The 19,893-nt window shown below is 36.0% G+C and carries 20 protein-coding genes; 16 read left to right on the forward strand and 4 right to left on the reverse strand.

The window, feature by feature from the left end:
• The first annotated feature begins 3 nt into the window (after positions 1 to 3).
• The 5 genes from ACY2RS_RS07310 to ACY2RS_RS07330 all read left to right on the forward strand — a co-directional run bounded on the left by ACY2RS_RS07310 (position 4) and on the right by ACY2RS_RS07330 (position 4,688).
• Entirely contained in the window at positions 4 to 2,127 is a 2,124-nt protein-coding gene (locus ACY2RS_RS07310; RefSeq protein WP_490097973.1) for a Tex family protein, read from the forward strand.
• A 32-nt stretch (positions 2,128 to 2,159) separates the two neighbouring features.
• Positions 2,160 to 3,068, forward strand: a complete 909-nt coding sequence (locus ACY2RS_RS07315) for a histone deacetylase family protein (RefSeq protein ID WP_490097974.1) — start codon at positions 2,160 to 2,162, stop codon at positions 3,066 to 3,068.
• A 44-nt stretch (positions 3,069 to 3,112) separates the two neighbouring features.
• Positions 3,113 to 3,955: a helix-turn-helix domain-containing protein gene (locus ACY2RS_RS07320; protein ID WP_490097975.1), complete on the forward strand. Its 843-nt coding sequence runs from the start codon at positions 3,113 to 3,115 to the stop codon at positions 3,953 to 3,955.
• 178 nt (positions 3,956 to 4,133) lie between these two features.
• Complete coding sequence (locus ACY2RS_RS07325) at positions 4,134 to 4,283, forward strand: hypothetical protein (protein WP_490097976.1); 150 nt, start codon at positions 4,134 to 4,136, stop codon at positions 4,281 to 4,283.
• A gap of 30 nt (positions 4,284 to 4,313) precedes the next feature.
• A complete protein-coding gene (locus ACY2RS_RS07330; RefSeq protein ID WP_490097977.1) occupies positions 4,314 to 4,688 on the forward strand; it encodes a cupredoxin domain-containing protein in 375 nt (124 codons plus the stop codon).
• A gap of 51 nt (positions 4,689 to 4,739) precedes the next feature.
• On the opposite strand, the gene ACY2RS_RS07335 is transcribed toward ACY2RS_RS07330, so the two are convergent.
• On the reverse strand, positions 4,740 to 6,671 hold the full coding sequence (locus ACY2RS_RS07335; RefSeq protein ID WP_490097978.1) for a tetratricopeptide repeat protein: 1,932 nt from the start codon (positions 6,669 to 6,671) through the stop codon (positions 4,740 to 4,742).
• Positions 6,672 to 6,927: 256 nt separating this feature from the next.
• Positions 6,928 to 8,997: a DNA helicase RecQ gene (recQ, locus tag ACY2RS_RS07340; RefSeq protein WP_490097979.1), complete on the reverse strand. Its 2,070-nt coding sequence runs from the start codon at positions 8,995 to 8,997 to the stop codon at positions 6,928 to 6,930.
• A gap of 274 nt (positions 8,998 to 9,271) precedes the next feature.
• On the opposite strand from recQ, the gene ACY2RS_RS07345 reads away from it, so the two are divergent.
• From ACY2RS_RS07345 to ACY2RS_RS07375, 7 genes are all read left to right on the forward strand, one after another.
• Positions 9,272 to 9,571 carry a S24 family peptidase gene (locus ACY2RS_RS07345; RefSeq protein ID WP_490097980.1) on the forward strand — a complete coding sequence of 100 codons (300 nt, stop codon included), beginning with the start codon at positions 9,272 to 9,274 and terminating at the stop codon, positions 9,569 to 9,571.
• 622 nt (positions 9,572 to 10,193) lie between these two features.
• Positions 10,194 to 10,880 (forward strand): hypothetical protein, encoded by a 687-nt coding sequence (locus ACY2RS_RS07350; protein ID WP_490097981.1) that lies wholly within the window; start codon positions 10,194 to 10,196, stop codon positions 10,878 to 10,880.
• The gene (locus ACY2RS_RS07355) at positions 10,865 to 12,256 is read left to right on the forward strand and encodes an RtcB family protein (protein ID WP_490097982.1); all 1,392 of its coding nucleotides are present in this window, start codon (positions 10,865 to 10,867) and stop codon (positions 12,254 to 12,256) included. Before ACY2RS_RS07350 ends, ACY2RS_RS07355 begins: the two co-directional genes overlap by 16 nt.
• A gap of 157 nt (positions 12,257 to 12,413) precedes the next feature.
• A complete protein-coding gene (locus ACY2RS_RS07360; RefSeq protein WP_490097983.1) occupies positions 12,414 to 12,992 on the forward strand; it encodes a hypothetical protein in 579 nt (192 codons plus the stop codon).
• Positions 12,958 to 13,653 carry a peptide chain release factor H gene (gene prfH, locus ACY2RS_RS07365; RefSeq protein WP_490097984.1) on the forward strand — a complete coding sequence of 232 codons (696 nt, stop codon included), beginning with the start codon at positions 12,958 to 12,960 and terminating at the stop codon, positions 13,651 to 13,653. Before ACY2RS_RS07360 ends, prfH begins: the two co-directional genes overlap by 35 nt.
• Positions 13,644 to 14,168 (forward strand): tetratricopeptide repeat protein, encoded by a 525-nt coding sequence (locus ACY2RS_RS07370; protein ID WP_490097985.1) that lies wholly within the window; start codon positions 13,644 to 13,646, stop codon positions 14,166 to 14,168. The genes prfH and ACY2RS_RS07370 overlap by 10 nt, the downstream gene beginning before the upstream one ends.
• A gap of 4 nt (positions 14,169 to 14,172) precedes the next feature.
• The gene (locus tag ACY2RS_RS07375) at positions 14,173 to 14,715 is read left to right on the forward strand and encodes a 3'-5' exonuclease (protein ID WP_490097986.1); all 543 of its coding nucleotides are present in this window, start codon (positions 14,173 to 14,175) and stop codon (positions 14,713 to 14,715) included.
• Between the two features lie 132 nt (positions 14,716 to 14,847).
• On the opposite strand, the gene ACY2RS_RS07380 is transcribed toward ACY2RS_RS07375, so the two are convergent.
• Complete coding sequence (locus ACY2RS_RS07380) at positions 14,848 to 15,180, reverse strand: single-stranded DNA-binding protein (RefSeq protein ID WP_490097987.1); 333 nt, start codon at positions 15,178 to 15,180, stop codon at positions 14,848 to 14,850.
• Positions 15,181 to 15,616: 436 nt separating this feature from the next.
• Here ACY2RS_RS07380 and ACY2RS_RS07385 point away from each other — a divergent pair, with 436 nt between their 5' ends.
• The 3 genes from ACY2RS_RS07385 to ACY2RS_RS07395 are packed head-to-tail and all read left to right on the forward strand — an operon-like array spanning position 15,617 to position 16,848.
• Positions 15,617 to 15,955, forward strand: coding sequence for a YybH family protein (locus ACY2RS_RS07385; protein WP_490097988.1), 339 nt, complete (start codon positions 15,617 to 15,619; stop codon positions 15,953 to 15,955).
• A gap of 47 nt (positions 15,956 to 16,002) precedes the next feature.
• Complete coding sequence (locus tag ACY2RS_RS07390; protein ID WP_490097989.1) at positions 16,003 to 16,335, forward strand: hypothetical protein; 333 nt, start codon at positions 16,003 to 16,005, stop codon at positions 16,333 to 16,335.
• Between the two features lie 27 nt (positions 16,336 to 16,362).
• Positions 16,363 to 16,848 carry a phosphate ABC transporter permease gene (locus ACY2RS_RS07395; protein WP_490097990.1) on the forward strand — a complete coding sequence of 162 codons (486 nt, stop codon included), beginning with the start codon at positions 16,363 to 16,365 and terminating at the stop codon, positions 16,846 to 16,848.
• 127 nt (positions 16,849 to 16,975) lie between these two features.
• Here the strand turns inward: ACY2RS_RS07395 and ACY2RS_RS07400 are convergent, their stop codons facing one another.
• Positions 16,976 to 17,218: a hypothetical protein gene (locus ACY2RS_RS07400; RefSeq protein ID WP_490097991.1), complete on the reverse strand. Its 243-nt coding sequence runs from the start codon at positions 17,216 to 17,218 to the stop codon at positions 16,976 to 16,978.
• 418 nt (positions 17,219 to 17,636) lie between these two features.
• On the opposite strand from ACY2RS_RS07400, the gene ACY2RS_RS07405 reads away from it, so the two are divergent.
• Positions 17,637 to 19,844, forward strand: a complete 2,208-nt coding sequence (locus ACY2RS_RS07405) for a VIT and vWA domain-containing protein (RefSeq protein WP_490097992.1) — start codon at positions 17,637 to 17,639, stop codon at positions 19,842 to 19,844.
• The last annotated feature ends 49 nt before the right edge of the window (positions 19,845 to 19,893 follow it).

Here is a 19,893-nt window from a genome sequence, read left to right on the forward strand (position 1 = left end):
TTTATGCTCCAATACATACTACAACAAACCCGTATTCCAGAAGAAAGTATAAAAAACACCCTAGCTTTACTGGCAGAAGATTGCACTATCCCCTTTATTGCAAGGTATCGTAAAGAACGTACTGGCAATCTTGACGAAGTGCAATTAGAACAAATTGTCACTTTCAAAGAACAATTTGAAGCCCTTGAAAAAAGAAAAGCCGCTGTTAAAAAAGCCATTGAAGAACAAGGGGAACTTACAGCAGCTTTGGCTACTAAAATTTCAGCAACACAAAATCTTACCAATCTCGAAGATCTGTACCTCCCGTTCAAGAAAAAGCGCAAAACTAAGGCTGAGACTGCCCGAAAAAACGGACTAGAACCTTTGGCGAAAATAATCATGAGTCAAAACACCCGTGATCTTGAGGGTGTTGCACATAGGTATATAAACAAAGAAGTGCCTAGTATTGAAGCAGCTTTAGAAGGCGCCAGGTATATTATTGCTGCTTGGATTAACGAGCGCACAGACATTCGAGGGATGCTACGCCAACAGTTAGAACGCCATGCTATTCTTAGCACCAAAGTAGTAAAAGCGAAAGCTACCGATGAAAAAGCGCAAAAATTTCGTGATTATTTTGATTGGAATGAGTCGCTACAGCGTTGTCCTTCGCATCGATTGCTCGCAATTTTAAGAGCAGAAAAAGAAGGGTTTATTCGTGTAAAAATCGATATCGATATCGAAAGAACCTTAGAAAGAATCGACAACAAAATCATTCGTTCTCAAGGTGCCTGTGCAGACCAAATAGAACTTGCCATAACAGATGCTTTCAAGAGGTTGCTATTTCCTGCACTATCAAATGAAATACTAAGTCTTGCCAAGAAAAAAGCAGATGCAACAGCCATTGACATTTTTGCAAAAAACTTAAAGCAATTATTATTAGGCGCTCCCCTAGGAGAGAAAAGAATTTTGGCTATAGACCCCGGATTTAGAACGGGGTGTAAAGTGGTCTGCCTAGATGCACAAGGGGGCTTGTTGCATAATGAAACTATTTTTCCGCACCCGCCTAAAAGTGATACCACTGGAGCTATTAAAAAAATAAGTACTTTAACACAGCAATATAACATAGAAGCCATTGCCATTGGTAATGGAACCGCCTCCAGAGAAACTGAAGCCCTCATTAAAAAAATCCAGTTTAAAAATGATATCCAAGTCTTTGTGGTGAGTGAAGCTGGAGCTAGTATTTATTCGGCTTCCAAAATTGCGAGAGAGGAGTTTCCAAACTATGATGTCACTGTTCGTGGATCGGTATCTATTGGGAGACGTTTGGCAGATCCGCTAGCAGAATTGGTGAAGATTGATGCCAAATCTATTGGGGTTGGGCAGTACCAGCACGATGTAGATCAAGGACAATTAAAAAAATCGTTAGATCAAGTGGTGGCAAGCTGTGTAAATGCGGTGGGTGTAAATATTAATACCGCCAGTGTTCCCTTATTGAGTTATGTCTCGGGTATTGGTCCAAAATTAGCCGAAAACATTGTTGCGTATCGAGAGGAAAATGGTCCATTTGTTTCGAGAACTGCCATTAAAAAAGTGCCTCGATTGGGCGGAAAAGCCTTTGAGCAAGGTGCAGGATTTTTACGCATTAAAAATGGCAAGAACCCCTTAGACGATTCTTCGGTGCACCCAGAGCGTTATGCTTTGGTACTACAAATGGCAAAAGATGCGAGCGTGAACATTTCAGAAATTATAGGAAATAAGAGTATCTTAAAAAATATTCCACTTGAACACTATTGCACGCAAGAGGTTGGTCTACCCACACTAGAAGACATTGTAACCGAGCTAGAAAAGCCTGGGCTGGACATTCGAGAGCAAGCCAAGGTATTTACCTTTAATCAAAATATACGTACTATAGAAGATGTAAAGACCGGGCAATTATTACCAGGGATTGTAAACAACATCACAGCCTTTGGATGTTTTGTGGATATAGGTATTAAAGAAAGTGGATTGATACATGTGTCTAATCTGTCCGATACCTTTGTGAAAGATGTGAATGCGCATGTACACTTACAGCAACAAATTTTAGTAAAAGTGCTGGATGTAGACGTGAAAAGAAAAAGAATACAGTTAAAGTTGCATTCGAAAGAATAAATAAAAAAATTCCTACATGCGAAGGAAATACTATGCTTAAAATAGCCAATCATCCTATTTATAAATACGCTTTACCAGAAGGACATCGTTTCCCGATGGTGAAATACGAATTACTCCCAAAAATGCTCCTAGAGCAAGGTATTTGTGATGAAGGAAACTTTTTTGAACCCACTAAAGTTTCCGAAGAAAAAATACTACGAGTACACAGCAAAGATTATTACCAACGATTACAAGCGCTAAGCCTTGATAAAAAAGAGGTGCGCAAAATTGGGTTTCCATTACGAAGAGACTTAGTAGATCGCGGTCATTATATTATTGATGGCACCATAAAAGGCTGCGAATATGCGCTAGAAAATGGCATTGCTATGAACATCGCTGGAGGCACCCATCATGCCTATACGGGTCATGGGGAAGCTTTTTGTTTGTTGAATGATCAAGCTGTGGCTGCTGTAGATTTGCTAACACGTAATCTTGCCAATAACATTCTAATTATTGATCTAGATGTACACCAAGGTAATGGGACTGCCAAAATTTTTGAAAACGATGCTCGGGTGTTTACCTTCTCGATGCATGGTGCTAAGAATTACCCTTTCAAAAAAGAAAGAAGTGACTTAGACATTGGCCTAGATGATGGCACTGAGGATGATGAATATCTTGAAACTTTATACCGTACGCTACCCAAATTATTGCAAAAGGTACAACCTGATTTTATCTTTTATTTAAGTGGCGTAGACATTTTAGCCAGTGATAAATTAGGGAGGCTAGGATGCACTATTGAAGGCTGCAAAGAACGTGATCGCTTTGTTTTTGATATTTGTAAAAAAACCAACATCCCTGTGCAAGTGAGTATGGGCGGCGGCTATTCTCCAGACATTGCGCATATTCTAAAAGCTCATACAAACACCTACAAAGCTGCCCAAGAGATTTTTTTTAAGAAATAATACGCTTTTTGTAATGTTTCAATACTAAAAGAGACTACTTCGCTATGCGAAAAAAGTTTACAGAGTTTAGCACGAATGCTACCTTGAAAATCAATGACTTAACAGTTTTTGACACCAATGATAATAGTGAGCCATTAGGGCTATATACGTTTATTTGGACAACTTCTGGAACTACTAATGTAAAAATAGATGGTGTTCCTGTATCACTTTTACAGCATCAAATTATTGCGTTAACGCCTATTCAAAGGCTAGAAGTGGAAAACCCTACAGATGCCATTGTGTATCAATTTAACAGAGAATTTTATTGCATTAAAGATCATGATAAAGAAGTGAGCTGTAATGGTTTGTTGTTCTTCGGAAATACTACAAACCCGATCATTACTTTAGATGCCCAAGAGCAGGAAAAGTTTGCCTCTTTACATGCCATTTTCCTAGAAGAAATTGAAACAAAAGATACCATTCAAGCAGAAATGTTGCGCATGCTATTAGCTCGTTTCATCATTAAAACTACAAGACTTTTTAAGCTAACTTCTAATGGTGAAAAACCCACACAAGGTGCTGTAGACTTACTAAGGTCTTTTAATATATTAGTAGAAGAACATTTTAAAGAAGCGCATAACGTTTCTTTTTATGCGGATAAACTCTTCAAATCTCCTAAAACACTTGCCAATAATTTTGTCAAGTATAAAAAGAGCCCGCTACAAATTATACACGATCGCATTATACTAGAGGCGAAAAGACAACTTACCTATACCGACAAGTCAGCAAAACAAATTGCCTTCGACATTGGCTTTGATGATCCTTCGCACTTAAGCCGCATGTTTAAAAAACAAACAGGAATTTCTCCGCTAGCTTACAAAAACAACCTACAACTCCAAAAAGCATAAGCTAAGGAAATATTGAAGTGCCTCAAAACAGTGACACTTTTTAATCATTGCGCATGATTATTTCTCATTAAAATTACATTAGGGAATTATTGACAATACCTAGGGAAGATTTGATATTATTCTAGGTCTTATTTCGACGCATCTTTGTACTATCAATAACAACTAAAATATTTGTCTTATGAAACATACAAAACATACTTCCATATTTAATCTTATTGAGATTTTTAGAAGTAGCAAAAACAGCATCATGCAAACCATACAACCCAAGGCACATTGTCAAAACAAAAGTCTTCACGATTATTATTGTGATGCAGAAAATTTAAAATAATAGAAGTAATAATCATTAAAAAAAGAACCCATGAAAAAAGTAATTACAACCCTAATTTTATTAGTAGCCTTCACAGGTATTACACAAGCACAAAAAGCAAATAAAGTAATCTCATTAGAACAAACTACGGGAGAGTTTACGCAAAAGAGCATTTCTGTGTCTCCAGGCACCTATGTGTTTGAAATTACAAACAATGATGCTGCAGACCAGGTTGGTTTTGTGTTAGTGAAAAAAGGACAAGATGTTTCTAATCCAGAAAACCACATTAAAACGGCTTACGTCACAAAAGTAGTGGAGAGAGGAACAAAAGAAATGTCGAAACCTACACCATTAGCAACAGGAGAATATGTGTATTTCTGCCCTTTGAATAACACAACCACAGACAACACATTGATTGTAAAATAAGTTTTAGTTAGTTTTAAAAAGGCGCTACCTTAGATGGATAGCGCCTTTTTTTTAAATATTTTTGATGAAGTTTTTTAAAGATTCTCCTTTAGGAATCTCCATTTTCTTTCGTAAGTTGTAGCGATAATTATCTACAGAAGCGGCACTGATACCCAATTGTAAAGCAATTTGTTTTGAGGTTTGACCCAAACGCAACATCGTAGCAACCTTCTTTTCTTTTTCATTTAGATTGGTATACATCTGATCTAATTTAGCTCGAAAAGAATCATTTGTTTCATTGACCTGCTGGTACAATTGTATCTTCTCTTTATTTTGATCAATATCACTATTAATAAAATGAATGGTGTCTTGTACAATGCCCTTGTGCGCATCGTTAATCACCTTCACCCCTTTTAATTTTTTCTTGATGTTTTCTAATAGTTCATTTTTTTCTGAAATATGAATAGCAAAATCTGTGATCTGTTTGTTTTTAAACTTTACTTGGTTATCTAAAGCCTCTTGCTTTACAGCTAACACTTCTTGTTTTGCAATAAGGCTTTCCCTTTTTATGGTGTTTAATTTTTTCTGTCTGTAAAATGAGAATGCAAAGAAAAGTCCAAAAAGCCCAAGCAATCCAATAGTGAAATAGGTTCGGTCTTTGGCGCGCTTTTCTTCAGCTTTAGAAACTTGCAGTTGCGCATTTCTTGCTTCTAATTTTGAAGACAACTCATTGTAATTAAACTCAGATTGGATGACATTAAACTTATTCTTTTGCAATACAGAGCGTAAGCTATCTTTAATATTATCGTGACGCTTTAAACATAGTAAGGCATTTTTTGAATCATTGTTAAGTTCGTGTAATTCACACAACTCTTTATACAAATCTTTTTGTGACTCTTTAAGTGACTGTAAATCATCTCTATCAAGTATTGTTTTTAGTGCTAAAATCCCTAACCCTATTTGGTTTTTCTCCTTATATATTTTTGCTTGCTGACTTGCAATGATAAAAAGATGCGAAGGGTTTTCTGAAATAGCTGCTTGTATTCTTGCAGTGTCCAAAAATTTTGAAGCTAGTGCTAGTTCACCTTTTTGAGTGTAGGCTCTACTTAAAAAAGTATAATCGTCGGTAAGTATATAAGCAACACTGTCCTTTTTATCTCTTTGCAGTTCCTTTGTATAGATTTCAATAGCAGGATCTGGTTTATTTTGTTTTAAGTACACTTCCGCTCTGTATTTTTCAAGCGCATGAATACCCTCCATGTTTTCTGCTTTAGAATACACTGTTTTGGCGCTATCAATATATTTTTCAGCAAGAGAATATTCTTCTTCTTCATAGTGATGACCAACCATAAACTCGTAAGCATCACCAATTTCCCAATATGCATTTATTGGTTTAGCAATAGCGAGGGTTTTTTTAACACACTCAAGTGCTGTTTCATTGTTTTCTATAGAAGAATAAATCCCTGCAAGATCTGTATAGTTCTCTGCTAAATATGTTTTTATTTCTTCATCCTGCTCTTCTTTTAATAAAAAACTATTAGCCCTTAAAAGGTTTTCTAAAGACAAATCATATCGTTCAAGGTAATTATAGGCAAGTCCTTTGTTTCTGTAACTATAACTTATTCCTGCATAATGCTTTTGGTTTTTTGTGTTAGCATATAGCAAAGCACTGTCTGCATATTGGATGGTTCTAATATCATCCTCTAGGTATTTTTCTTGTTCAGAAAATCGATTATAAGCTCTAATAATATTAAAACTATCATTTTTAACCTTACTTAAATTAAGTGCATTAGTAAGGTGAAAATTAGCACTATCTGTAGACCTTCCAATATAATAACGCCCAAGGATGAGAAGATTATCAATTCGGTTTTCTTGAGAGAGATCTTTGTTCTCAAGTTGTAATTTTATGTCTTCAATAGTAAGCTCATCTTCTTGCGCAGCACTATTTTGAAGACAAAAAAGAACGAAAAAAGAAAAGAAAAGAAAAAAAATATTTTTTTTCATAACAATAGCAAAATCAAGGCAAGGCCATGTATTAAATGTGTTTTAAGCAAAATAAACAAGCTCATAATTTTCTCATAAAGCTATTGTGAGACAAATATGAGTTGTAGTTTTACATTGTAAATATAAAACTTTACAACGTTTTTTGCCCCACTTCAATTGTCTAATTGAAAAATGCTAAAAGCAAATTGAGATTTATGTTTGCGTTGTTATGAAAAAGGTTAAAACCACTAAGGAAACTTAGTGGTTTTTTTGTGATTTATTTTTTAGTTAAATATAAGCCTAACTTAATTTTATGATAAGGCATTTTTTCTTCAAAATAATCGAAGTACACTTTGAGACCGTCCGGATTGTTTAATGCTTTTTTTGCTTCTTGGATTTCTAAAATTTCCGAAGCATTTATAAAGTCATTAAAATCTATAGCTGTACCCAATTCGTGCATTTTCATAAAATGAGTGAGCACTGTGTTTTCTGTAATGCCTCTTTTGTATGCTATTTGTTGCACAGACAACCCTTCTGAAAATAATTTGTAGCTCTTTTCATGGGTGGCTACTTTGGTTTGTTTTGCATCTTCGTGTTTGGCAATTACTTTAATAAAAGCCTCGGCATATTTTTCTAGTTTCGCTTTTCCTACACCACTAATCTTAGAGAACCCTTCCATAGTGGTGGGTTTCTTTTCTTCCATATCTTGCAAACTTGCATCACTAAAAATGACATAAGCAGGAACCCCCAGGTCTTTGGCAAAAACGCTTCGTAGGGTCTTTAATTTTTCAAATAAATTCGTTGCTTTTTTAGCTACACGCTCTTTGGCGACTTTCTCTTTGGTGTCCTCTTGGGTTAATGTCGCTAACTTAATTTTTTTGCCTTCGAATAATAGCTGTTTTGCAGTGGGTGTGAGCAATAACCTTCCTCCTTCATGAAACCAAATTTCTAGGATGCCTTGGTTAAGTAATTGGATTATGTATTGTTGCAAATCGCGCCAAGAAATATCCTTAGCAGCACCAAAAGTTTTAATGTGTTGGTAGCCTTTTTCATAGACTTGCTGGTTGTTGGCTCCACGCAAAACATCGATAACCATCCCAAGTGCTTCTCGTTCTTGAAGTCGCACAATGGCTGAGCAAATTTTTTGGGCAATGAGGGTCCCGTCAAAATACGTGGGTGGATTTTTACAAATGTCACAGTTGCCACAATCTTCACTACTATGTTCTCCAAAATAATTAAGCAACGCTTTACGTCTGCAACTTAAAGCTTCTGCAAATTGTTGCATGCGTTCTAATTTAGCCAGTTGCACTTGGGCAGTTTCTGTGCCCTCTGCAAACTTTCGAAGCTGCATTACATCGGCAAAACTATAAAACAATAATGCGTGCGCTTTTAAACCATCACGTCCTCCACGGCCAATTTCTTGGTAATAGCCTTCAATATTTTTGGGCATATTATAATGGATCACCCAACGCACATTACTTTTATCGATACCCATTCCAAAAGCAATGGTAGCCACAATAATAGGGGTGCGGTCGTTTACAAAATCTTCTTGAATTCGGTTGCGTTCTTCTGCATCCAATCCTGCATGGTAGGCTTCTGCATCATAGCCTTTAGCTTTTAATTTATCGGCTAGTGTTTGGGTGCTTTTTCTACTTAGGCAATAGATAATACCACTTTGCAAGCCTCGAGATCCTAAAAATTTAAGGATTTGCTGCAGGCGTTGCTGTCCTGGTCTTACGTCTAAATATATATTAGGCCTATCGAAACTCGATATAAATTTTTTGGCTTTTGGTACTCCTAACTGCTGTACAATGTCTTCTTGTGTTGCCTTATCTGCCGTAGCCGTAAGTGCCATGACAGGTGCCCCTGGAAATTCTAATTGCAAGCGCTTTAATTGGGTGTAAGCGGGTCTAAAATCGTGCCCCCAAGAAGAAATACAATGCGCCTCATCTACAGCAATTACATTGATGGTGATTTTAGAAAGGTAGTTGGTGATAGACCACAAACTCTCTGGAGCTACATATAAAAGTTTTAATTGTCTGGTAATTACTTTTTCTAGAATCTCTTCTTTAATTTCTTCTGGCTGAGAACTATTATAGTAAGCGGCTTCAATACCGTTCCCTAACAAAGCATCCACCTGATCTTTCATTAAGGCAATTAATGGAGAAATAACAAGTGTCATTCCTTCTTTAGCCAATGCAGGAACTTGGTAACATAAACTTTTTCCACCACCAGTGGGCATAATTGCTAACGTGTGGTTTCCTGAAAGTACATGTTCAATGATTTCTTGTTGGTTGGGTCTAAAGGTATCGTACCCAAAATGGGTTTTTAAGAGGGTGTGAAGCATAACATTAATCAAGTACCAATAACATGTGGGGAGTATCGTGTAAAAATAATGATATTATTTTAAGGTTGCTTTGCTATTGTTAGAAGTTTGATATTTTGATGATATATTATTGCTGGTTACAAGAAGAAGAAAAAATCAACATTCCTTTTTGGAAAAAATTTTGGAATGTATTTATGTTTTATTGCATATTTGCAGCAGTTCATTGAAAATGTTCTTTTGAAATTTTATGGGATATGTACTTCAATAATGAGGTATATAACTTATAAAATATAATATGATGAATTGGAAAATTCAAAAACTAAGTAATGGAGAGACCATTATTTCAAAAGAACCTGGTAATTCTATGCTGCCGCTTTTAAAGTCTAAACAACCTGTTAGGTTACAACCTATAACTTGGGAAGATTGTAAAAAAGGAGATATCGTTTATTGTAAAGTTCGTGGAAACAGCTTTACGCATCTGGTAAAAGGAAAAAACGATAGACGCGGATTGTTAATTGGTAATAATCACGGTAGAATTAACGGATGGACAAAAAATGTATATGGTAAAGTAATAGAAATATTACCAATGTCATAGACATTCAATTTTAAGAAACAAAATAAAAATACATTTATGCAAAATCTAATACTCACATATAAAAAGGATGCTGAAAAGCTATTTCTTCTCTGTATGAAATAGGTAAAAGATTTAAAAAAGATATATTCACTAAGGCGTCCATTGATTTGGACGCCTTTTTTTATGAAATTTTTCGACCCATTTTGAATACTTGTAAGCAGATCGCTACATACCATCCAATCAAGCAGTTACACCAAAACACTGCTATCTGTGTAAAACGGACAGGAATACTACACTCCAAAAACAACATAACTACTTGATTATCAATAAAATAAATTGAATTTTTTGTTGTGTAATTGAAAAATACATGTCATCTTTGCATCGCAATAAAGCACACACAATTTTTAAAACGAAGTATCATGTTATCATTCAAAGTAACTAACAAAATGTACAGAGAACTAGGTTCTAGTGTGCATACGCTTCGAGACATTTTCTACAATACATAATATCTTTTATGATATCTAGAAAAGTCCTAAGCCCAAACGTTTCGGACTTTTTTATGGGACCTATTTTAAACGGTCATGCCTGGGTAGGCTTCCTCTAATATTTCCGAAGAAAACCTTTTACATCTAAAATATGTCCATTGAAACCAGAACATATCAAAGGTAAAAGGGAGCGAGAAGTACGTCGTATTTATAAAAGACAACACGATGTTTGGAAAGAAATGCATGCCTTAGGCTACGTAAAATTAGAACGTCCCATAAGACATGGTTGGTTTAAAGAAATCGTAATAAGCAAAAAGATAGAACGGTATAAAAGCAAAGAAACCCTTCTTGAGCTATATGAAGTTTTAGCACAAAAACATTGGGGAAGAACAAAAGAAGAAGCGCATCAAAAATGGCTGCTTCAAACCTCAAGAAGTTTGATCTATCGCAATGTTCCAACCATAGGTAAAAAGACATTCAATAAACTAAGTCCAAAAGCACAAGCACATTGTACTCCCTTTTACTATAAAGTAAACAAGAAACAAAAACTGAGGTTTTATATCAGGGTTCCAAAAGCTGCTTTTAAAATCAAGTTTACGAGAGCGTATATCACACATTCAAAAAGAATTGATCCAGCGCTAGAAAGTGAATCTGATCTATTAGAACAACAGCTTTTAAAAAACGGTTATTACCAAATTCACCAAAGAATTTATAACTGGAGGGATTACTATAACATTTCAAAAGAAGAAAAGAGAACACTCAATGCCAAAAGACAGCTTAAAAAATTAAAAAGAGTGGCTATTGAGGATATCATAAACGAAAACATATCATGGGAAATAAACTAAAAGGGAAAGACTTAATAAAATTAGGCTTCCCAAAGAATAACTGTATCAATATAGCCTTAGGGCAAATTAATCGATACCGTAAAAGAGAAAAGAAAGAACGCATTTTAGAAGAAGCGAAAGAAGTATTGCTGCATCCAGAAAAATTTCAAGGAAATGCCATTTGGGGAAAAGTTGCAGAAGGTCTTGTACAACCTGTGGAAGTAAAATTTCACCAGTTGAGAAACACCCGAGCCCCTTTTTCTATCTATGGAGAAAATGAAATTGATGATCAAGCAAAGTATCAATTGTACGATGCTTTAAAATTGCCCATCGCAGTGGCTGGAGCGTTACTACCAGATGCACATGCAGGCTACGGATTGCCAATTGGCGGTGTGTTAGCCACAGAAAATGCAGTGATTCCTTACGGAGTGGGTGTTGATATTGGATGTAGAATGTGCTTAACCATCTACCCAATGAAGGCATCATACCTAAAAGGAAAACAGCATCAATTAGAGAATATTCTAAAAGAACATACCAAATTTGGAATGTATGAGACACATGACAAAAAGCACGATCACGAAATTTTTGAACGTAGCGAGTTTAAAGATATTCCGCTCTTAAAAAGACTCAAAGTAAAAGCTTTTAAACAGCTCGGAACTTCGGGTGGCGGCAATCATTTTGTAGAATTTGGAATGGTATCTATTACCGATGAGAAGAATGAATGGGATTTAAATATAGGCGAATACATAGGCGTATTGTCGCATAGCGGTTCTCGCGGTTTGGGAGCCAATATTGCAAAACACTATACCTATTTAGCCACGAAACAATGTCCCTTGCCTAAAAATGTGCAACATCTAGCCTGGCTAGACATGAACACGCACGACGGACAAGAATATTGGTTGGCCATGAATCTTGCGGGTGATTATGCAAAAGCCTGTCATGATAATATTCATTCTAGGATTGCCAAATTACTGGGTTCAAAACCTGTTGCAAAAATCGAGAATCATCACAATTTTGCCTGGAAAGAGCTAGTAAACAATCAAGAGTGTATTGTACATCGTAAAGGAGCTACCCCCGCTGCAAAAGGAACATTGGGCATTATTCCTGGATCGATGACAGCGCCTGGATTTATCGTGAGAGGATTGGGTAATAAAGAAAGTTTACAATCTGCATCTCATGGTGCAGGACGTCTTTATTCTCGAAGAAAGTGTAAAGAGAAATTTACACAAAGTAGTATTAAACAAGAATTAAAAAAGAACGATGTAAGCCTTATTGGCGGCGGTATAGATGAAGCGCCAATGGCCTATAAGGACATCAAAAAAGTAATGAATAATCAACGAGAATTGGTGGAGGTCATTGGCACATTTACACCAAAGATTGTTAGAATGGATAGGTAGTATTAGGGCGTTTCTCCCGTGTCTGCAAAAGCAGAAACGGGAGTCGGGCTCTCGGCTATATCTTTTTTAGGTCACCTTGAGCGCAGTCGAAAGGTTGTTGACCTAAAAAAGGATGCCGCCTCCATCCCTAACGCAGTTTCGTTAAAAAATTAGACAAATGGGAGCACATCACAATACAAAAAGATACGGAGAACTATGGCCCGAACATCGAATAGAAATGGGCCTAGAAATTTTAGAAAAATTAAAGCAATGGATTACCATTTCTGGAGGTTGGGCTTGGCACTTTATGTCAACTCAAAATCACATCGAATATAAACATGCGCACGATCATAAAGACATCGACATTTTTGTGCACCCTAAAAACGTAGCACAGGTCATGACCATTTTATTGGCAAATGATTTTAAAAAGGTGTGGACTCGATATGATCATATGCCTAGTCAAGAAAATTTCAGAAGATATGAAAAAACAGACTGGTTGGTTACAGGAAAACAAGTGCGAATTACCATCGATTTTTTTGAATCTAGAAACAATGAAACTATTTGTGTAAACGGTTGGACGCTTGTAGCGCCAAAAAAACTCTTAAGCTATTACTCAAATATTCACTCTAGTGACAAATGTTGGGCAGTACAAGCTGCATTGCAATTGGTAGCACAACATAAAGATCCCGTTGGTCATCCATTACTATCAAAAAACCATGACAATGGACACAAATACAATACAAATAACCGCAGGTAGAGGCCCAGCAGAATGCTGTTGGGTTGCTGCCAAAGTGTTGAAATATTTCTTAAAAGAAATAGCACAACACAAGATAGATTATACCATACTAGAGCAAGAAGCTGGCATCCAAAATGGCACGGTGCAATCTGTTACCATTCAGTTAAAAGGTAAAAAACTAGCTCCTTTTTTAGAAAACTGGTTAGGCACCATACAATGGATTGGAACCTCAACATTTAGAAAACATCATAAACGAAAAAACTGGTTTATAGGTTGTTTTGAGATCAAGGATGCAACGACTATTGAACTGCAGGAGCGCGATATAACATTTCAAGCGACTAGAAGTTCAGGGCCTGGCGGACAGCATGTAAACAAGGTAAGTTCGGCCATTCGTGCTACCCACAAAAAAACGGGTCTGCAAGTACAGGTAATGGACAGTAGATCGCAGCATCAAAACAAGAAAATTGCATTGCAAAGACTACAAGAAAAAGTAGCCGACTACAACCTAAAACAATTACAACATACAGTTATAGGACAATGGAAAAATCATTTGGAGCTACAACGCGGAAATCCAATACGGGTTTTTAAAGGAACCGATTTTAAAAAAGAAAAAATCAAAAAACCTTTTAAAGCCAACAGAAAAGAAAGTAAAAACAAGATAAAAAAACAATCATGGGATTAACATTAGCAGATACGTATTACTTGCGAGCCAAAGCCGCAGGTCGGTATAGTGAATGGGAAGAAGTATGCGAGACCCTAAATTACGCATTATCATACGACGAAAAACATTGTGCTGCATTGTGCTTATTAGGTGATATTTATGCCCAGCATCTTTCTATGTTTACAGAAGCATTTGAGTGTTTTGATAAAGTAATTGCATTAGACAATACCTATGTAGAAGTTTACTACCTATATGGAAAATATCTAATTTGGAATGACAATATTGCTAGAGCACAAAAACTAATAGCCTATGCATTTACCATTGAAGGTATTGATAATGCTCAATTATATTGGCTTACTGCATATTCTTTAGAGGTAAAGCAATACTATGCAACAGCATTAAAAATGCTACAAAAGGCACAAATAGAAACCTATAATGATAGCCATACGTACTTTTTAGAAAAAGAAGTGAAACGTATTAAAAAGAAAATGAAATTAAAAACACCAAAAAAGAAGAAAGCATCTTCAAAAAAATAATAACATGAAAACAACAAACAACATACTCGTAATAGATCTTGAGGCTACTTGTTGGGATGGTCCTATCCCAAAAGGTCAAGTAAATGAAATTATAGAAATAGGTATTTGTATGCTTGATATTGAAACGGGTAATATTACTAAAAACAAAGGAATACTTGTCAAGCCAAATCGCTCTACAATAAGTCCTTTTTGCACTGAGCTTACCACAATTACACAAGAACTTTTAGATAAAGAAGGTGTCTCATTTGCAGAAGCATGTGAAATGCTTAGAACCGAATATCAAGGAAATCACCATACCTGGGCAAGTTATGGACAATATGATCTTAACATGATGAAACGTCAGTGCAGTCTCAGAGAGATAGACTATCCATTATCTCAAGATCATATCAATGTAAAAACTCTTTTTTCTAAAAAAAGAATGAGTCGAAAAAAGTTTGGAATGAAAGGAGCTCTAAAAGAATTAGGAATTCCATTAGAAGGAACACACCACAGAGGTCTAGATGATGCATTTAACATTGCAAAAATTCTACATAGATGTCTTTGGTAACGAAGTGTATTAAAAAAGTAGCATAGAGAGTACTCTCATTAATACCAAAGATGCGAGTTCGAGTCTTGCTATTTCTACAAAAAAGAGGCTACCTTTATTAGGTAGCCTCTTTTATATAAACACTAAGGAGTCTTACTTACTCAACAGTAATAACTCATTACATACCACTTCGGTGATGTATCGTTTTTCTCCTCCGTCTGTTTCCCACATACGGTTGGTGAGTTTTCCTTCTATGGCAATCTCTTGTCCTTTTTTAACATAGCTTTCTACAATGCTAACAAGGCCTCCTTTAACAACCACGTTGTGCCAATACGCACGCTCTACTTTTTGTCCGCTTTTGTCTTTATAGCTATCGTCTGTAGCCATGCTAAATTTTGCCATTTTGTTACCATCATTAAAGGTTACAATTTCAGGTTCTTGACCTAATCTTCCAATCAACTGTACTTTGTTTCTAAGTGCGTTCATAATTTCTAGTTTTAAATATTAAACAGTTAAGTTTATCTCGGGCTTGACCCAGAGATCTTATCCCAGAATCGGTCTGGTTACCGTTGTCAATTTGTTTCGACACTGCAAACATAAAAGGCATTCCAAATGCAAGTCGGTAGCTAACTACTTGCTTTCGTTTGCAATTATTTGTAAACGTTTGAAAATTAATATGTATCTAAAAATCAATAGTTTACAAAATGTAATGGATTTCATATTTTTCTAATTATATTTATGTGAATTCAAATACCAGCACATTTAATTTGGTTTTTAGCAGGTTAATTTACCTCACTTTTTTATACATAACACATGAAGATTTATCGTACATTATCCTTTTTACTATTTTTAATTTGCACGAGTTGTAATACCGTCGACAGCACTAAAAAACAAAGAAAAATGGACTGCTGAAATTTTACAGGTGGAACAAGATTTTAATGACATGGCACTTGAAAAAGGCCTTGTAGCAGCCTTTCATTTTTATGCTGCAGAGGAGGGTGTTATTAAACGAAAAAATAAAATAGTAGCGGGCAAATCAGCTATTCGAGCATGGTACAAAAATGATGTTAGACCTAATGAAACACTTACCTGGAAACCCACTTTTGTAGAGGTGAGCAGCGCTGGTGATTTAGCATATACTTATGGTGATTATATTTTTACTTCCATAGATAGCACCGGAACTAAAAAAGAAAACAGCGGTATTTTTCATACCGTATGGAAAAGACAAGAAAATGGTGATTGGAAATTTGTTTGGGATTAATTTCAATTAAAAATTTCACTACCTTTAAGTACACAAAAAACAGCTGTATGAATACCTCAGAACATTGGACTAAAGACACCCTAGAAGGCTACATTTTTATTTATGTTGCCAATGCTAACTTCCATGAAAGTTACGAAGAGCGTGAGATCATAAGCAGTAAAATAGATGCAGAAAATTCTGCGCAATTACATCGCGAATTTGCCAAAGACAACGACCACCAAAGCATCACCAAAATACAAGATGCTTTACAACGTCTTGGCTATACTTCAGAAGAAAAAGAACACTTAATTGAAGCAATAAAAACACTCCTACTAGCCGATGGCTCTTTTGATGCCGCAGAGCAAAGTATATATACGGCGCTAAAAAGAATTATTGTTTAAAATTAATATGTTGACTACTATACAGAAATGAAAATCAACCTATTTAATACCATATTTTTAATACTCTTTTTGTTTGGGGTACCTAAAAAAGTATGTTCTCAACATACAAATACTTGGTCTGGTAATTTCATTTTAAAATCTTCGCTACATGACCCTATTGATTCTATAACAATAAAAAGAGCAAATGATATAAACAAAGATGATGTAGCGCTTAGGTTTGAATCTGATGTAAGTCGGTGGACAATAACTTCAAAAAACAATACCTATCAAGATGAAATAATAGCAAGAAGATTCCTTTTTGACAAAGAAAATGATGAAAATGAATATGACCAATTTGGTTGGACTGAATTGTATTTAAGAAGAGAGATAGAATGTTTAGATGCAGGCAATTTTTTTATTTGCCAAACAAAACCAAATAGTACCATTAAAATTGCCGATGAATCCTTTTTTACTGAAACAGGCATTTTTGGGGTAAGGCTTCATTATGGATTATTTAGATTGGAAAAATATTAGTGACCTAAAAAATATACTAACCAATAAAGATTAACTTCAAATGCTTCGTTGTTATACTATTCCAAAAAAACAAGCATCACTCCTATTTAGGAAATCCCAAATATCAAAATAAAAAGGCTGTCTTTAATTAGACAACCTTTTTATTTTGATACCTAGGATTCTCATACCTATAAATCTCATACACCAATCCATCACCATTTACAAAGAAGGAGAAACTACGCTTGTCCAAGTCCTTCTTTATCGTCGCACGCATTTTAAACTCAGGTTCTATCGCCTTCATGCCTTTTACAAAAGCATGGAGGTTGGTATTGCCATACACAGGTACTTTATTCTGTATGGCAACAATAAACTCTTTTGTTCGTTTATTCATTCAAACTAATAATGCATAAATGTACAAATATTATTCAAATAAGCATATATTTTTAATATTTTACTTGCTTAACTCATAGAATGGTGTATCTTTGTGTCAACAAACCGATACACATGTCGACAAAAGGGTTAGCGTAATTTTCCCTCCCATTCATAGCGATATGAAAGACATTTCTAAAAAATAACCCAGCTATTTCCTAACAATAGCTGGGCTTTTTTTATGCTCCAAAACGAATACTACAAAAGGAGCTACGAATACTAAAACACTCCAAATTACCTCAGTCTTTGCAAATACTTTTGAGAAATAAATATAAACTGAAGTGCTTTTCAGCAACATCTTCAGATTCAAATTCGATTTCGATTTCTCCCGAAGCTTCGGGATCGATTTAAAATTCAATAATAACCTTAACAGCAAACACATGAGACAGCTACTTTTTATCTTCGCATTTGTATTTTCTGCCATTTCTTTCGGACAGGAAATTTCAGAAACAAAAACACACAAAACCGAAAGTCCGTACCTAAGCATTCAACAAAAAGATGCGCTTATTCCATTACAAGAGAGTAAAGCAACCGTGAACATTACGGGTACCATTGCCCATGTGCGCCTTACCCAAGTCTATCAAAATGAAGGCAGCAGCCCTATCGAAGCAAAATATGTGTTTCCTATGGCACTTGAAGCTGCTGTACACGACATGAAAATGACCATTGGGGATCATGTCATAAATGCTAAAATCTTCGAAAAACAACAGGCAGAAAAAGTATATCAAGAAGCTGTCGCTAGTGGTAAACGCGCTGCTAAATTAGATCAAGCTAGACCCAATGTATTTCAAATGAAAGTGGGAAATATTATGCCAGGAGATCGTGTGGCTATAGATGTATACTACACAGAAATGCTTACGCCCACCAATGGCGAATATCAATTTGTAGCACCCGGTGTTGTAGGTCCGAGATTTACAGGAGAAAACACCAGTGGCGAAACAACCTTCAACCAACACTACACCAAAAAAGGTATTGCAGATACGTTTAATTTCGACTTGCAAGTGACCCTCAATGCAGGAATGACCATACAGCATATTAACAGCCAAAGTCACAAAATAAATGTGACCTACCCAAAACAACAAACCGCCACTATTTTCTTATCAAAAAGCAATAAAAATCCTGCCAATAGAGACTTTATTTTAAACTACAGCTTGCGTGGTAATGCTATTAACAGTGGTCTACTATTATACGAGCACAACGATGAAAAGTTCTTCGCCTACATGATGGAACCACCAGCCAAAGTAACGTCAAAGCAAATCACAGCACGTGAGTACTTATTTATTGTAGATGTATCGGGATCTATGAACGGCTACCCACTAGAAGTAAGCAAAGATTTAATGCGCAACCTCTTATGTGGATTGCATTATGACGACACTTTTAACGTACAATTATTTGCGTCAAGCTCGACTGTTTTTAGTGCCCTTCCAGTGCAAGCAACCGAAGAAAACATAGAACAAGCCATTCTCTTTTTAAGCAATGGTCAAGGTGGAGGCGGTACTCGTTTATTAAGTGCTTTGGAGACTGCATACAAATTACCCCGAGCAGATACTGGAAGTGCGCGCTCTATGGTGGTGATTACAGACGGCTATGTCTCTGTAGAAAAAGAAGCCTTTCAAATGATTGAGAACAACCTCGACCAGGCCAATGTATTTACCTTTGGTATTGGCAGCAGTGTAAACAGATACCTCATCGAAGGCATGGCAAAAGTGGCCAACACCCAGTCTTTTATTGCTACAACAAAAGAAACTGCTTCGACCATGGCTCAAGAATTTAAAGAGTACATCGCAACGCCTTTACTTACTCAGGTGAGCTTTAAAACGAAGGGTTTTGATGTATACGATGTCGAACCTAAAACCATCCCAGATGTATTTGCTGCGCGTCCTGTGGTGATCTTCGGAAAGTTTAGAGGCGAGCCTACTGGGTCTATTATCATTAAAGGATATCAGGGCAAAAAGAAAATAAAACAAACCTTTAACGTTTCCGAAGGTATGCTAAGCAACGACAACAAAGCACTACGTTACCTATGGGCACGTAAAAAAATTGCACAGCTAGACGATTACAACACGAGCTTTGGAGCAGATGTAAAAGCCGAAGTTACCCAACTAGGGCTTGCTTATAACCTAGCTACCAAATACACTTCGTTTGTTGCGGTAGACCAACAAGTCGTAAACAAAGATGGCAGTATGAAAACCATCAAGCAGCCTCTACCAATGCCACAAAATGTTAACAATACTGCCGTGGGAGCAGCAGCCGAAATTAAAGGTAAAAGTGTCATAAAAAAGAAGCCTACCAAAGAAACAAAAGTTGCCGTAGCTTTTAATGAAGCTGAAATGTTACAACTCAACACTTGGTTTGAAACCTACTATAAAACAATTTCGGAAACGCTGGTAAAAGAATTTGGCGCCTTACGTTTCAAATTTGGAACCAATGGGAAATTGATAGCAATAGAGGTACTTACAGATGGCTTTTGGAAAAACAGCCCTACACTCCTAGAAGAACTCAAAAAAATAAGCACCTTAAAAGCACCCTTAGAAAAACAATTTACCATCTATGCTACAGATAGCAGTATGGAATGTGCTTGTGGGTAATCTATATATGACCAATACTAAATAGAAGCTTAAATGTCTGTTCGAGCGC

The organism is Patiriisocius sp. 208BN25-11 (assembly GCF_058147145.1).

What these genes read in the sequence shown, in the direction of transcription:
- ACY2RS_RS07325 (WP_490097976.1), top strand. Translation starts at nt 4,134, where the DNA reads ATGAAACATACAAAACATACTTCCATATTTAATCTTATTGAGATTTTT.
- ACY2RS_RS07315 (WP_490097974.1), top strand. Translation starts at nt 2,160, where the DNA reads ATGCTTAAAATAGCCAATCATCCTATTTATAAATACGCTTTACCAGAA.
- ACY2RS_RS07390 (WP_490097989.1), top strand. Translation starts at nt 16,003, where the DNA reads ATGAATACCTCAGAACATTGGACTAAAGACACCCTAGAAGGCTACATT.
- ACY2RS_RS07375 (WP_490097986.1), top strand. Translation starts at nt 14,173, where the DNA reads ATGAAAACAACAAACAACATACTCGTAATAGATCTTGAGGCTACTTGT.
- ACY2RS_RS07355 (WP_490097982.1), top strand. Translation starts at nt 10,865, where the DNA reads ATGGGAAATAAACTAAAAGGGAAAGACTTAATAAAATTAGGCTTCCCA.
- ACY2RS_RS07320 (WP_490097975.1), top strand. Translation starts at nt 3,113, where the DNA reads ATGCGAAAAAAGTTTACAGAGTTTAGCACGAATGCTACCTTGAAAATC.
- prfH (WP_490097984.1), top strand. Translation starts at nt 12,958, where the DNA reads ATGGACACAAATACAATACAAATAACCGCAGGTAGAGGCCCAGCAGAA.
- ACY2RS_RS07395 (WP_490097990.1), top strand. Translation starts at nt 16,363, where the DNA reads ATGAAAATCAACCTATTTAATACCATATTTTTAATACTCTTTTTGTTT.
- ACY2RS_RS07330 (WP_490097977.1), top strand. Translation starts at nt 4,314, where the DNA reads ATGAAAAAAGTAATTACAACCCTAATTTTATTAGTAGCCTTCACAGGT.
- ACY2RS_RS07370 (WP_490097985.1), top strand. Translation starts at nt 13,644, where the DNA reads ATGGGATTAACATTAGCAGATACGTATTACTTGCGAGCCAAAGCCGCA.
- ACY2RS_RS07405 (WP_490097992.1), top strand. Translation starts at nt 17,637, where the DNA reads ATGAGACAGCTACTTTTTATCTTCGCATTTGTATTTTCTGCCATTTCT.
- recQ (WP_490097979.1), bottom strand. Translation starts at nt 8,997, where the DNA reads ATGCTTCACACCCTCTTAAAAACCCATTTTGGGTACGATACCTTTAGA.
- ACY2RS_RS07380 (WP_490097987.1), bottom strand. Translation starts at nt 15,180, where the DNA reads ATGAACGCACTTAGAAACAAAGTACAGTTGATTGGAAGATTAGGTCAA.
- ACY2RS_RS07400 (WP_490097991.1), bottom strand. Translation starts at nt 17,218, where the DNA reads ATGAATAAACGAACAAAAGAGTTTATTGTTGCCATACAGAATAAAGTA.
- ACY2RS_RS07360 (WP_490097983.1), top strand. Translation starts at nt 12,414, where the DNA reads ATGGGAGCACATCACAATACAAAAAGATACGGAGAACTATGGCCCGAA.
- ACY2RS_RS07335 (WP_490097978.1), bottom strand. Translation starts at nt 6,671, where the DNA reads ATGAAAAAAAATATTTTTTTTCTTTTCTTTTCTTTTTTCGTTCTTTTT.
- ACY2RS_RS07345 (WP_490097980.1), top strand. Translation starts at nt 9,272, where the DNA reads ATGATGAATTGGAAAATTCAAAAACTAAGTAATGGAGAGACCATTATT.
- ACY2RS_RS07310 (WP_490097973.1), top strand. Translation starts at nt 4, where the DNA reads ATGCTCCAATACATACTACAACAAACCCGTATTCCAGAAGAAAGTATA.